The 13,695-nt window shown below is 63.8% G+C and carries 12 protein-coding genes and 1 tRNA gene; 7 read left to right on the forward strand and 6 right to left on the reverse strand.

Translation table 11 applies throughout. From position 1 onward, the window contains the following. Positions 1–89 precede the first annotated feature (89 nt). Together CDQ91_RS21100 and CDQ91_RS19055 are read right to left on the reverse strand one after the other, a co-directional pair. Positions 90–284: a hypothetical protein gene (locus CDQ91_RS21100; RefSeq protein WP_144036826.1), complete on the reverse strand. Its 195-nt coding sequence runs from the start codon at positions 282–284 to the stop codon at positions 90–92. A 47-nt stretch (positions 285–331) separates the two neighbouring features. Then, a complete protein-coding gene (locus CDQ91_RS19055) occupies positions 332–1,504 on the reverse strand; it encodes an acyl-CoA dehydrogenase family protein (RefSeq protein WP_088474360.1) in 1,173 nt (390 codons plus the stop codon). A gap of 79 nt (positions 1,505–1,583) precedes the next feature. Here CDQ91_RS19055 and CDQ91_RS19060 point away from each other — a divergent pair, with 79 nt between their 5' ends. Beyond that, entirely contained in the window at positions 1,584–2,855 is a 1,272-nt protein-coding gene (locus tag CDQ91_RS19060) for a dipeptidase (RefSeq protein WP_088474295.1), read from the forward strand. Positions 2,856–2,941: 86 nt separating this feature from the next. Here the strand turns inward: CDQ91_RS19060 and CDQ91_RS19065 are convergent, their stop codons facing one another. Then, positions 2,942–3,343, reverse strand: a complete 402-nt coding sequence (locus tag CDQ91_RS19065; protein WP_088474296.1) for a DoxX family protein — start codon at positions 3,341–3,343, stop codon at positions 2,942–2,944. After that, the gene (locus CDQ91_RS19070; RefSeq protein ID WP_088474297.1) at positions 3,343–4,644 is read right to left on the reverse strand and encodes an FAD-dependent oxidoreductase; all 1,302 of its coding nucleotides are present in this window, start codon (positions 4,642–4,644) and stop codon (positions 3,343–3,345) included. Before CDQ91_RS19070 ends, CDQ91_RS19065 begins: the two co-directional genes overlap by 1 nt. 170 nt (positions 4,645–4,814) lie before the next feature. Between CDQ91_RS19070 and CDQ91_RS19075 the strand changes: the two genes are divergently transcribed. From CDQ91_RS19075 to CDQ91_RS19090, 6 genes are all read left to right on the forward strand, one after another. Beyond that, positions 4,815–4,888, forward strand: a tRNA-Gln gene (locus tag CDQ91_RS19075). A 472-nt stretch (positions 4,889–5,360) separates the two neighbouring features. Further along, positions 5,361–5,636, forward strand: a complete 276-nt coding sequence (locus CDQ91_RS19080) for an HU family DNA-binding protein (protein ID WP_088474298.1) — start codon at positions 5,361–5,363, stop codon at positions 5,634–5,636. A gap of 548 nt (positions 5,637–6,184) precedes the next feature. After that, the gene (locus CDQ91_RS21905; RefSeq protein ID WP_272897623.1) at positions 6,185–6,319 is read left to right on the forward strand and encodes a hypothetical protein; all 135 of its coding nucleotides are present in this window, start codon (positions 6,185–6,187) and stop codon (positions 6,317–6,319) included. An 84-nt stretch (positions 6,320–6,403) separates the two neighbouring features. Beyond that, positions 6,404–6,538: a hypothetical protein gene (locus tag CDQ91_RS21910; RefSeq protein WP_272897624.1), complete on the forward strand. Its 135-nt coding sequence runs from the start codon at positions 6,404–6,406 to the stop codon at positions 6,536–6,538. Positions 6,539–6,633: 95 nt separating this feature from the next. Beyond that, complete coding sequence (locus tag CDQ91_RS19085) at positions 6,634–7,206, forward strand: lasso peptide biosynthesis B2 protein (protein ID WP_158213725.1); 573 nt, start codon at positions 6,634–6,636, stop codon at positions 7,204–7,206. Continuing rightward, positions 7,203–8,939, forward strand: coding sequence for an asparagine synthase-related protein (locus CDQ91_RS19090; protein ID WP_088474300.1), 1,737 nt, complete (start codon positions 7,203–7,205; stop codon positions 8,937–8,939). The genes CDQ91_RS19085 and CDQ91_RS19090 overlap by 4 nt, the downstream gene beginning before the upstream one ends. Here CDQ91_RS19090 and CDQ91_RS19095 read toward each other — a convergent pair. After that, positions 8,936–11,119: a prolyl oligopeptidase family serine peptidase gene (locus CDQ91_RS19095; RefSeq protein ID WP_088474301.1), complete on the reverse strand. Its 2,184-nt coding sequence runs from the start codon at positions 11,117–11,119 to the stop codon at positions 8,936–8,938. The two genes, CDQ91_RS19090 and CDQ91_RS19095, sit on opposite strands and share 4 nt — an antisense overlap. Before the next feature lie 2 nt (positions 11,120–11,121). Further along, complete coding sequence (locus tag CDQ91_RS19100; RefSeq protein WP_088474302.1) at positions 11,122–13,662, reverse strand: TonB-dependent receptor; 2,541 nt, start codon at positions 13,660–13,662, stop codon at positions 11,122–11,124. Positions 13,663–13,695: the final 33 nt, after the last annotated feature.

Genomic DNA, 13,695 nt, shown 5'->3' on the forward strand with positions numbered 1-13,695 from the left:
CCTTCGTGATCCAGCACCATCCGTACCGCACGTGCGCGAACCTCAGGTGAAAACTTGTTGGTTGTCTTGCTCATCGTAGGCCCTTCCTCTCAGGAGTTGGGGCCTCCGGCAATCCCGGGGCGGTTCAGTGCTGTATTTTTGAGGTCGATGTGTTGCAGATGGCGGCCGGGGCATCCCACGCTTTTTAGAAACTCGATGATTTTTGCTTTCGGCCAAAAGACGGCCAAAATACAATCGTGAAGCAATTCACGAATATCGAGTGGAATTTCTGGGGCAGCATTCATTGCTGCACGATCCAACAATGTGTGAGGCTCGTCAACAAAGAGCCAATTTAACGCCCCCCGAACAACTGCCGCCCCGCCAGATCGAGCATGATCTCCTCGCTGCCGCCGCCGATCGCGTTGACGCGGACTTCGCGATAGATGCGCTCGACCTTGCTGCCGGTGATGTATGAGGCGCCGCCGAGGACCTGTGCGGCCTCGCGTGCCACGGCCTCGAGCATCCGCGTCGCCTGCACCTTCAGCATCGCGAAATCGGCGGGGCGGGCGCATCCGGTTTTGACCTGCCATGCGGCGAGGTCGACCCATGCTTGCGTCGCTTCGATCTGGCGTTCCATGTCGGCGAGCTTGATGCGGATCGACTGATGGCCGACGAGCGGCTTGCCGAAGGTCTCGCGATTCTGCGCCCATTCGGCCGCCTCGGCCATCGCAACGCGGGCATAGCCGCAGCATCCCATCGCCATGCCGAGCCGTTCGCTGTTGAAATTGCGCATGATGCCAATGAAGCCGCCGTTTTCGGGACCGATGAGGTTTTCGGCGGGGACGCGGACGTCGCCGAAGTGGATTGCGGCGGTGTCGCTGCACCGCCAGCCCATCTTGTCGAGCCGCGTGCGCTCGACCCCGGGGCTGTCCATGTCGATGAGCAGCAGCGAGATCCCCGCCGCACCCGGCCCGCCGGTGCGTACTGCGCAGGTCAGCCAGTCGGCGCGCATCCCCGATGTGATGAACATCTTGCCGCCGTTGACGACATAATCGCCGCCGTCCTTCACCGCCGTGGTTTTGAGGTTGGCGACGTCGCTGCCGCCGCCCGCCTCGGTGATGCCGAGCGCGATGATCTTGTCGCCCGCGAGCACGGGGGGCGCGACGCGCTGTTTCAATTCGTCGGAGCCGAGTGCGAGCACCGGGGGAAGGCCGATGCCATGGGTCATCAGCGAAGCGCTGAGGCCCCCCGCGCCGACCGCCGCCAGTTCCTCGGTCAGCACCAGCCCGTGAAAATTGTCGAAGCCTTCGCTATGCCCGCCATATTCTTCGGGATAGCGCAGGCCGAGGATTCCCGCTTCCGCCGCTTTCTTGTGGAGGTCGCGCGGCAATTCGCCCTCGGCCTCCCACTGGTCGATATGCGGCGCAATCTCGCGCGCGACAAAGCGGCGAACGCTTTGCGCCAGCGCTTCGTGGGTTTCGTCGTAAAAGGGAGAGCGCGCACGCCAGTCGTCAAATGCTGTCATGAGCCCGATGCTGCGTGTCGCAGGCCGATCCGTCAAGCGGGGCTTGCGCACTTGTCTCAAGCGGTTAGGTTCACTCCCCATGAAAACGTCGCACCTGCTCGCCGGCATCGCAGCCTTCGCCCTTTTTTCCACCCCCGCCACCGCGCAGAAATCGCCTGAGGCGGTTGCCGAGGCGGCGCTAAAGCGCGCGCCGGTGTTCGACGGGCATAATGACGTGCCGTGGGCGCTGCGCGACCATGTCGGCAATGTCATCAATGATTTCGATTTTCAGGACACGACCGACACCGCCAAGCCCGATGCCTCGCCGCCCGAGATTGCGATGCACACCGACCTCAATCGGCTGCGCAAGGGGCGCGTCGGGGCGCAATTCTGGTCGGTCTATGTGCCGTCGAACAGCAACGAACCGCAGGCGATCCAGCAGACGCTCGAGCAGATTGACGTCGCGAAGCGGCTGATCGCGCGCTACCCCGCCGACCTCTCGCTCGCGCGCAATTCCACCGAGCTTCAGGCGCAAATGAAGGCGGGCAAGGTCGCCGGGATGCTGGGGATCGAGGGCGGTCAGTCGATCGGATCGAGTCTCGCCGTGCTGCGCGAGATGCACGAACTGGGCGTGCGTTACATGACGCTGACCCATGGCAAGAATACGCCCTGGGCCGATTCGGCGACCGACGCGCCTGCGCACGACGGGCTGACCGATTTCGGACGTCAGGTGGTGCGCGAGATGAACCGCATCGGGATGATCGTCGACCTCAGCCACGTTAGCGAAGCGACGATGAAGGACGCGCTCGAAACGTCGAAGGCGCCGGTGATGTTCAGCCATTCGGGGGTGCGCGCGGTCAATGATTATGCGCGCAACGTCCCCGACAGCGTGCTGCCGCTGGTCAAGGCCAATGGGGGCGTCATCATGGTCGTTTTTCTGCCCGCATTCCTTGATGCCGATGTGATGGCGCGCGGCGCGGCGCGGGCGGGCGAGCAGGCGCGGTTGAAGGCGCTCTATCCGGGCGACCCCGCGGCGGTCGAGACGAAGCTTGCGGCATGGGAGGCGGCGAACCCGGCCCCCAAGGCCGGTGTCGGCAAGCTCGCCGACCATATCGACCATATCCGCAAGACCATCGGGATCGACCATATCGGGCTCGGCGGCGATTATGACGGCATGCCTTCGGGACCGGTCGGCATGGAGGATGTCACGGGCTATCCGGCGCTGTTCGTCGAACTCGCGCGGCGCGGCTATACGCAGGCCGAACTGGAGAAGATCGCGAGCGGCAACATGTTGCGCGTGCTGAAAGCGGTCGAGGCGGTTTCGGCGAGCCAGAAGGGCATGCCGCCGATCGAAACGCCGGTGGTGAAATAGCATCTCGTCATTGCGAGCGCAGCGAAGCAATCCAGAGCGGTTTACGCACACTCTGGATTGCTTCGCTGCGCTCGCAATGGCGTGGCTTAGTGTCGGTGCCCGAACGGCCAGTCGACCGCGCCGCTCGCCCAGAGCGCCCACCAGATGATCAGCGGCTGCGCGGCAAGGCGCGGGCCGTGATACCACCAGCCGAGCGTCTCGCCACCGACCGCGATCGCCGCGAACGCATGGTGAAAATTGGCGGGCCAGACACAGAGCGCATAGAGGGCGAGGCCCCAGCCTGCCGCCTTGCGCGTCGCTGGAACGAGCAGCCCGACCGCGCCCGCGATTTCGGCGACGCCTGTCGCCGCGACGACGGCCCCGGGCATCGGCACCCACGGCGGGGTGATCGCAAGGAAGGGGCTGGGCGTTGCGAGGTGGCGATAGCCGGCATAGCCATAGGCGACCGCGAGCAGCCAGCGCAGGCCGGTGCGCCACTGAAGGGGCATTACCGTCGTCCGATGGCGTCGAGCATCGCCTCGATGGTTACGAATTTCTCGCGTGGATTGCCGTCGACGGCGGCGGCGATTTCCGCATCTTCGATCTTGCGCCAGTCGCGGAAGGTTACCGGGGTGACATTGCGGCTGGCGAGCAGCGCGTCGAGCCCCGGCCGTCCCGTCTTGCCCGCGCCGCGGCCGATATCTTCGATGACCATTTCGCCGACCCGCGCGCCGTCGGGCTTGTTGGTACCGATTGTCCCCGACGGTCCGCGCCGCGCCCAGCCGACGCAATAGAGGCCGGGCAGGATGCGCCCGTCGGTGTTGGCGAAACGCCCGCGGCCATGTTCGTATGGCACGCCGGGGATCGGCGGGGTCTGATAGCCGATGCAGCTGATCACCAGCCCGGCCTCGATCGCATAGGTCTCACCGGTCGGGATCGAGCGCAGTTCGGCGTCGAGCGCGGTCTTCTCGACGATGACGCGCTGGGCGCGGCCCTCTTCGGCGCCTTCGATCGCGACCGGCATCGCGAAGAAATCGAAATCGATCGTCACCGGCCGGGCGACGGGATTGGCCGAAAAGCCCCGCAAATGGCTGACCGATTTGCGCATCCCGGGTTCGAGCAGCGCGTCGTCGCCCTCGGGCGGCAGGTCGGCGGGGTCGACGCGCGGGCTTGCGCGCTCGAGATGGCCGAGTTCACCCAGTTCCTTGGGGGTCATTGCAATCTGGTGCGGCCCACGGCGGCCAAGGATGTGAATATGGCGCACCGCACTTTTGGACAAAGCGTCGCGGGCGTGCGCGACGATGTCGCTGCCGGCAAATTCGGCCGGAGTCTTGGCGAGAATGCGCGCGACGTCGAGCGCCACATTGCCGTTGCCGATCACTGCGACCCCCGCAGCATCGAGCGGGGGATTGAGGTCAGCGAAATCGGGATGGCCATTATACCAGCCGACAAAGGCGGCGCTGCCGATCACTCCGGGCCGATCGGCGCCGGGGATGTCCAGCGGCCGGTCGTTCGGCGCGCCGGTCGCGAGGATCACCGCGTCATACAGGTCGACCAGTTCGTCGATCGTCACGTCGGTGCCGACCGAAACATGGCCGACGAAGCGGACATTGTCGGTCAGCGCAACGCCTTCATAGCGGCGCGACACGGCCTTGATCGACTGGTGATCGGGGGCGACTCCGGTGCGAATCAGGCCATAGGGGACAGGCAGGCGGTCGATGACGTCGACGGCGATATCGTCCGCCTTTTGCAATGTTTCGGCGGTGTAATATCCCGCCGGGCCCGACCCGACGATGGCGACGTGACGCATCAACCCACCTCCTTGCGGGGTGTCCTGCGCGGCGCACAGCTCCCCTTTTTCATGGGCCCGATGCTAGCGGCGAAATGGGCGAGGGCAAGGCCGCTGATGCGCGCTCAGCCAGATCTCGTCTCAGCGGCCTTGACAGCAGCGCCGCGCAATCATATTTGGCCCGCCTCTGGTGCCCTGTCGTCTAATGGTAAGACTGCGGTTTCTGATACCGCCTATCGAGGTTCGAATCCTCGCGGGGCATCCAGATTTGTTCCCTAAGCATATGTTTTATAAGGGAAAATTAGGTCGAGTGCCCGAACTCCTCCCTCATTTCCTCCCTCATTTGAGCGAGACAGCACTAGCGCAGCTTGGGGATTTTTTCGCGGCTATAGCGTAAAGCGCGAATCAAATTCCGCATTGGTCGTCCAAGAAATTGCCAAGGTTGGGGGCGAGGGCCCGAATCCTTTCGGTGGCACCATTTCTCCACGATCGTGCCGATCCAGTGGCGGGTGCCTTTTGGCATTTCAGGCGCGTTCCCGGCGAATTCTCGATGTTCAGCGAATCGTCAGCGCGCTATTGATCCGTGGTTTCGAGTGCCGATCGGCCCGCGCGCGTGGGCCTGTGCATCCTGCATTCGTTGGCGGCCGCCTGGCGGGATAGATATTGGCGTCGCCGGGCGCTGCTCACTATAGCGGTTTACCGTTCGGGATCGGCCCGGGCGCCCCAGGAGATAATATATGAACCATGCCGAACTCACCGACAGCGTCGCAGCCTCGCTTGACGTCAGCAAGGCTGACGCCAAGAAGGCCGTGGATGCGGTCTTCGCCGCGATCACCGATGCAGCCGCCAAGGGCGACGAAGTATCGGTCAACGGCTTCGGCAAGTTCAAGGTCAAGGAATCGGCAGCACGTGAAGGGCGCAATCCCTCGACCGGCGCGACGATTCAGATCGCGGCATCGAAGAAGCTGAGCTTCGGCGCTGCCAAGGCGGTCAAGGATCGCCTCAACGGCTGATCCCGTCCTCCCCGCCGGCGCCGCCGGCGGGGAAGTCTACCGGCAACCCGCGCGAACTTCTTTTGTCAGGAGTCGGCGCGTTTTCGGCGGCCGCCATCCATTGAATCGCACAGGCAGCTCTGCTGCATCGGGGCGCATGGCGAGCACTGCACCGACCGGGTTCTGCCGCGCGTACGATATCGCTGAAATGATCCTCCTCGATCCTCGCGCCTGCGTCAGGATGTCGATCGATATATTGCAGCTCGCTGCGCAATTGAGTCCCGATTTGGATCCAGTTTCCCTTGCAGAATGCCAAAGTCGCGCCAAAATAGCGTGGCGCTCGCACTATAGCATGAGCGCGTGACCGGGTTTTGGCACGCATGTCCAGGCCGCCCAGCTAAAGGTGTCAGTGCGCACGCCCGACGTGCGTTTTCTATGGCGCGGTCACCTTTTTCATTACATTCCATGAGGCGCCCGATAATAATCGGATTATTAAATGGATCGACCTTTCTTCGAAGCATATCTTGGGTTTGCGACTCATTCCGGTCGCAACATTGAAAGGATAAGCCATGAACAAGCTCGAAGAAGGCGTCGTCGATCTTGGCGATGCGCGCATCGAAACCCGCGGACGCGGCGTGGATGGCCCGCTCGACCTCGCAACTTTCCAGAAGATCTACAACGCCGGCATCCAGGCCGACGATTGATGCACAGGGCGTGCGGTGCCTTGGCGCCGCACGCACGCAACGCGCCCAAATTCTGTTTCAGATATGAGCTGACGGAGAAATGTCATGGATAGCGATAATAGCGGCATTGTGGATCTCGGCGATGCTCGGTTTCAAACGCGCGGGACAGAAGTTGTCGGCCCGATCGAGGTGCAAACCATGCTTCGGTTCTTTCCTGTCGGCCTGCGGACCGACGACTGAAGGATGCCATGTGGCGTCTATGGTGCGACATGGCTGTGCCGACGATGCAGTATCGAATTCGCTCTGATATCAAATACTGCGCTCTGGGTGGGCGTATGATCTGCCTCGATCTGTCGGCGAGCCGCTACTTCCTGCTTGAAGAGGAAGCGGCTGCCGCGATCGACGCCTTTGTGAATGGTGCAGCGAGCGCAGAGCAATTCCAGTGGCTCGTTGCAAAAGATCTGGTCGAAGCCGGCGTTCCAACGGCCGCGCCGTCGATGGCTTCGGACCCGACCGACAGCCTTTACGACGGTCCGATCGATCCGCCGCCGCCATGGCTTTTGATTGAGGCCCTTCTCTTTCAGTCGCGCGCACGCCGTAGCCTTTCCCGCCGATCCCTCCGCACCCACCTCGCTCCGACCGGACTCCCCGACGCTGCACCCGAACGCTGCAGGCCGGTGGCATCGTCTTTCGCGCGGGCATCTCGCTATCGTGATGCGACCGACCAATGCCTCGTCCGCGGCCTCGCGATGCGCGCCATGTTCGCGCGCCGGGGACTGGGTGTCGATCTTGTCATCGGGGTGAAGCTTCCGTTCGCTGCGCATTGCTGGCTCCAGGCCGGTGCTGTCGTCCTCAGCGATCCCCTCGACCGCATTCAGAACTTCAAGCCCTTGCTGGCTGTGCGATGAGGCTTGCTTTCCATCTCGATATTGCGACGTCGGGCCTTGCACCGCTGCGTGCCGAGGCGAGCACGGAAGAGGTGGCGTTTGTCTCCTCCATCGCGCGGCTATCCAGTCCGGCCCCAATTATCGACCTTGGCGAGGGTGGTTGCATTGTCGGGCCATTATTCCGCCGCGAACTTCCCGCGACCCGCGTGACAAATCTCGATCTCGCCGAACGGAAATTGATCGTCGAAACGGGCGGCGGCGCCCTGCTTGCGGACTATTGGGGCGCATATATCGCCCTGTTGATTGACGACAATGGGACGGCTTCGGTCCTGCGCGACCCGTCCGGAATGATGACCTGCTATATGCGGCGGGAGCCCGGTCGCGTTACGCTGGCGAGTGACATGGCGGCGTTAGCCGAACCGGGCCGAGCCAAGGTGGATTACAGGGCGCTCGCGCGCATGTTCGCCGGAATCGACTCCATCGGACGGCGTTCAGGGATCTGCGACATCGAGGAGCTGCTTCCAGGCGAACGTCTCATCGTGAATGCGCGCGAAAGCCTGATCGAGCAGACATGGTCGCCATGGGACCATGTTCGCGGGCCCAAGGGACGCACCTTCGAAGAGGCAGCCGATGCGCTGCGCATCACTCTCAAGGACAGTATCGGAATATGGTCGACCCTCTTCGACAACATCCTCATCGGCGTCTCGGGCGGTCTCGACAGCTCGATTGTCGCAGCTGCTCTGGGTCCCCGTACGCCGAACCTGCGCTGTCTCACCATGGTCGAGCCGGACAGCGACGGCGACGAACGGCGCTACGCCAAGGCGCTCGTCCGGAAGCTGGGGATTCGGCTGGAGGCACCCGCCTTCGATCTCGCTGCCGTGGACGTCAGGCGCCCCGTCATGCGTCACCTGCCGCTGCCGGTCGCGGCACATTATTTTCCGGCAATCGAGGCCGAGCATCGTCGTCTCGATGTTGTCACTCCCATTGACGCCTATTTCTCGGGCAATGGGGGCGACAATGTCTTCTGCGCATTGCGCAGCGCCGCGCCGCTCGCCGATCGCTTTCTCGCGCAAGGACCTGGGCCGGGCTTGTTCGCCACGGCGCGCGATCTTGCCGATCTCACGGGTTCGGGCATGATGGACGTCGTTCGCAATGGCTGGCAACGCATAGGCCGCCGCCGGAACGGGCATCGTGTCCGGCCCGATCTGACCGGTCTTGGAAAGGAGGGCCGCGCTGCCGCGCTGGCGGAGGATGATCGCCATCCCTGGCTGGCCGCCCCGCCAGGCACGCTTCCCGGCAAGGCAGCCCATGTTGTCATGCTGGCGCGCGCCCAGAGGAGCATCGAACTCTATCCGCGTACCGCCCATCCCCCGCAAATCCTACCCCTGCTGTCACAGCCGATCGTCGAGCTTTGTCTCTCGATCCCCAGCTGGCAGTGGGTGCGCGGCGGGCGGGACCGCGCGGTCGCGCGCGCGGCCTTCACCGGCATTCTGCCTGATTTGCTTATCGAACGGACGACGAAAGGCAGCCCGGGCGGTTTCGTCCGGCGGGTCTATGATGCGCAAGGGGATGCCGCGCGTGCGATGCTGAAGAAGGGGAAGCTCGTCGAAGCCGGCCTGATCGACCCATGCTGGGTCGCGCGAACCGCCGAGAGCGACTGGCAAGGCGACGGCCGCGACCTTCGCCTGCTGAGCTTTGCCGCGGCCGAAGCCTGGATCAATTGGTGGACCGACGGTGTCGAAGCCGCCTCCTAGTCCGGCACGACCGATTTGCTCCCATCGCAACGTCGCGGCGCGGCCCCGCGCATCTTGTCCCATTCGGCGTAGCGATCGGCGAACGGCGAGTCCGAATCGCGTTTGCCAAGCAGCCAATAGTCGAACCAGGCGATATTTTCCTGCATCGCTTTCAGGCGGTTCGAGGGAATGTGGAAGATGTGCGTCTCGTCGCTCGCCATATCTTCGCCCGGATAGAGGCTGATCTGCGCCGCAACCTTCGCAGCCCGCAACGCGGCATAGAGGTCGACCGAGGCCGGATAGGGATTGGCCATCTGCAACAGCATCGCGCCGCACGCTTCCTTTCCGCGCAGCGATGGCGCCATCCGGAGATAATTGGGCAGCGCGGCGGGATCGGTCGGCGGCCCGCCATAGACGGTGTCGTAGGAGCCCGTAAGGCTGGGGTAGAAGGCGGGCTCGAGATAGCCGCCGTCGCCACTCGATGCGGCGCCGAACATCTGCGATTGTGTCATCGCAACATTGACGCTCTGCGAGCCGCGACTGAAGCCTGCGATGCCGACGCGCATGGGATCGACGACGCCGGCGTCGATAAGCTCGCTCACCGCATCTTCGAAGCTTGCGGTGTCATTGAGCCAGATGCGGTCCTGAACCTCGCGGGGCGGCCGGTCTTTCGTTTCATTCACCCATGTATCGTAAATGGCTTTGAGGTCGGCATTTTGTGTCGAGGCGGGCACGTTGATCAGCAGCACGACATAACCGCGTTCGGCGAGGAGCTGCGCGGGATATTCCCACTGATTTTCCTGGTTCGCGAAACGCTCGTCGGCATCGGTGCCGTGGGTGATCACAATCGCCGGGTAGCGCTTGCCCTTCGTATAGCCGCGCGGCCAGACGATATAGCCGGTCGCCTTGCTATCGTTCCGGTTGACCCAGGTCCTTGGCTCGGTCCGCAGCGGCGCGATCCCGTCATGCGCCGGTGCAACCGAGGCGATCCGCCTCATCGTCCCGCTTGCGACATCGATGCTGACGACCGCCGGAGCCATGGTCTGGCTCTGCGCGATGCAAATCCCCCGGTCGAGCGCCGCGGTGAAATCGCAGTGGTTGAGACTGGACGCCCCGCCGATCACACGCGGTTTCGCTTTCTCGATGACGACGAGCCCGAAGCGCGGATTTTCGATGGTGCGAAATCCCGCGATCGCGCGCTTGCCGTCGGCCGACACGAAGCCGCCGGACGCACGCCCGTCGCCGACCGCAAAGGGAAAGCGTCCATAATGTTGCTTGCTCCCGTCGGGCAGCGTTTCGACGAGGTCGCGCATCGATCCGATGCCCTCCGACGTCAGCCGCCCGCCGCGCGGTCCCGCCAGGCGCCAATAGCCGCGCGTCGCCTTGTCGTCGGCAACGCGTGGGACCCCCGTCGCGAGCGGCACCGCCATAGTCATCGTCTGCTGACGCCCATCGGCATCGACCTCCATGACGTCGTAATTGACCTCTCCATTCCTCCAGCTGACAAAGCTTCGATCGAAGAATGTCGAGATATCGCCGTGCGGGCGCGTGGAGAGAAGCCGATCCTTACCGTTCGGGCCTCGCAAAAAGATCGATGCCGTCGCCCGTCCGGGAGAGCGGCGCTGCGCGCGCTCGGATGCGACGTCCGCGTCATAGCGCATCCGCCGGTCATAGGGTTCGGCATCCAGCACAACATACCAGAGCCACTGGCCGTCGGGCGACCAGCTGTACGACCGTACGCCTGTTGGCAGCGGCGCATGACCATAGGCGAGATAGGTGGCGCCCTCGCTGTCGCCATAAATGGCGGTCTCGGGGTGAACGACGATCGGCGTGACCGCGCCGTTCGCCGCGATGCGGTAGAGCTGAACGCCTTCGCCCTTGTCGATCCGCGCGCTCCAGTCGGCGGTTCCCGGAATGCGTCGCAGGTCTTCGATCCAGGCGGCGCGAAGCCATTCGCGTGTTTTTCCCGATGCAAGATCGACGTGGCGGAGAACCGCCACCGTCTTGTCGCTCGTCCGGTCGGCGATGCGCACCACATAGGCCGCGCCCTTGCCGTCCGCGGCAATTGCCAGCGTGCGGATCTCGGGAACGGTCAACTGGTCGTCGAGCGTCCAGGCGCGCTGTCTTTCCGTCGCCACCGATGGCAAGGCGAGTGCGATACCGAGCATGGCGCTCCCGGTCAGGAGGATCGTGCGGATCATGTTCACCACTCCTGCCGGACGGTCAGGCCGGCGAAGCGTCCTGTCGGAGAATAGTTGGTCGTGTCGAAAGGCGTCTCGCTGGCAAGCGCCGTTGCGATGGCAGTCGGCTTGGCATTGAGAAGATTGAGTATGGCGACCGAGACTTCGGTCCCCTTTGCAATCTGCACCCGCGCCGTGAGGTCGAGCATATTATAGGCGGGGATGCGCACTGGCACGGCCTGCCGCTCATCATCCAGGCCGCTCATATGGCTGACGAAGGCGGCGAGCGTGAACCGCTCATTGCCATAGGTCAGCCCGGCGCGTCCGCGAAAACGCGATGGATGAAAGATCGTGCCGGCGAGCGGCGTCCAGGTCGCTCCGGGAAGAAGCTGTTGGTCGCTCTTCAGGAAGCTCCCCGCGGCCGAAAGCGCCAGCTCCCTGCCGTCGTCCAGTTCAATTCGGTACCGCATCGACACGTCGACTCCCGAATAGCGTTGGCGCGCGATATTGCGGTCGCGGTTGTCGATGAAGGCGACGGTCGTGGCGGGGTCGTATGGACGGTTCGAACTATTTTCCAGGCCGAGCAACGAGCCCGCGATGATCTCGTTCAGTAAGGCCGCCGTCGGATTGAGCGTTACGAGGCCGGCGTAGAGCGGTTTGTCGAGCACACCGAGAAGCGACGCGACCGGGGTGGCGACGCGGTCGCGATAGTCGATCCGGTACCAGGCGGCGGTGAGTTCGAGCCCGCGCGCGGGTGTCAACTGCGCGCTCAGCGTGACATTCTCCGAGCGTTCGGGTCCGATCCGGCTGTCGGGCCCTGCCGCGAAAACGATGTTCGCAGTCTCGGGATAGCCGGTGCCATAGCGCGAAGCCCGCCCGAGGATTGCCGAATAGCCGCTATATTGCTGGTAGAGTGTCGGCATCTTGAACGATCGGCCCCATGACGCCCCGAGCCGGAGTATCGCCACCGGTTCCCAGACAATGCCGAGTTTGGGCGTGACGATGCCCCGCGCATCCGAATAATCCTCGAAGCGAAGCGCGCCGGTCAGCGACAGGCGGTGCAGCCCTGCAATCTCCTGTGCAGGCTGGGTGATCGGCACGAGCAGTTCGCCATAAGCGAAGAGATTATCGCGCCGACGGTCGACATCGCCCGTGAGGGAGCCGGCAAAAAAGTCATTGCGCCGCGCGCCAGCCCCGAAAGCGATCCGCACGTCACCTCCGGGAAGCGAGAACAATGGCCCCTGGAAACCGGCTTCCAGCGCGAGGTTGCGGTTGAAAAAATGCTTGTCGAGATGGGTGAGACGCTCGCCGCCAAAAAAGAGATCGCTATAGCCGCCGGTCCGGTCGGTGCCGAAGAATCCGCTCGCCTTGAAGCGCCAGTCGCCGCCGAGATCGGCGGCGAGGCTCGGTGCGATCCCGAATGTCTCCGACGTGCTGACATTGTCGAGCCCCAGCTGGTCGGGCGGCACATCGACCGCATAACCGGTCACCGAATGGAGACGGCTCTTTTTGTAGAGGAGATCCGCTGCCAGCGTGATGTCGGGCCCGAGTGTTTGATGCCCGCTCATCAGCAGCGAATGCCGCCATATGGCCGGAAACAGCATCGTGTCGGGATGGGACGCGCCGGCATAGTCGCGATCACCCGCGCGGATCGAGGATGACCGGCTATAGTCATAGGCGGCGAGCAAGCCGCCGGATGCCCACGCCTTGCCGCCGAGCAGCCCATATTGTTGCTGGACATTGCCGCCATCGGTCGACGCGCCGATGCGCGCCATCGCCGAGACCCCGTCATAGTCGGGCTTCAGCAGGATGTTGACGACCCCGGCGACGGCATCGGCGCCATAGATCGCCGATGCGCCATCGGCGACGATCTCGATCCGCTCGACCGCCGACACCGGGATCGCGCTGACATCGATAACCGATGAAGCGCCGCTGTAGGCGAAGCGATTTCCGTTGAGCAAAGTCAGCGTGGCGTTGGGGCCGATGCCGCGCAGATTGAAGCTCGATGCGCCGTTGACGTTGACATTTTCATTGGGGGCGCCCTGGCCGCTTCCGATGCCGGGATTATGCCCGCCGCCGAAATTCTGGGGCAGGCTGCGCGCGACTTCGCCGAGATCGGCCTGACCGGCGTTGCGAATATCCTCTGACGTGACCTGAATGACCGGCGCGGCCGCTGGCGCGCCGGCAATCCGCGAGCCGGTGACAATGATGGGACCGGCGTCGGCACTCGCAGCGTCGGGCGCGACCGCTTCATGGGAAATGATGACGGCCGACGCGGATTCGAACCGGCCCGTGAGCCCGCTGTCCTTCAAAAGTGCTTCGATGGCTTCGCGTGCGGTCAGGTCGCCCTTGAGCGGCGGCGCTGCCTTGCCCTCAAGATCGCGCGACGATGCATAAAGTTCGATGTCGGCCTGCGCAGCGACCCTGCGCAAGGCGTCCCCAAGGTCCTGCGCGGGCAGATCATAGGATTGGCGTTGCTCTTGTATGGCCTGCGCCGTCAGCGGCGCGAGGCAGGCTGCACTGCCGACCAGCAGCGCAACCAGCGAATGAGATTTCTTCAACATGATCACTCCCCGAGTTTGTCGGCCGTGCTTCAG

It is taken from the genome of Sphingopyxis witflariensis (genome assembly GCF_002205635.1).
Classification (GTDB): domain Bacteria; phylum Pseudomonadota; class Alphaproteobacteria; order Sphingomonadales; family Sphingomonadaceae; genus Sphingopyxis; species Sphingopyxis witflariensis.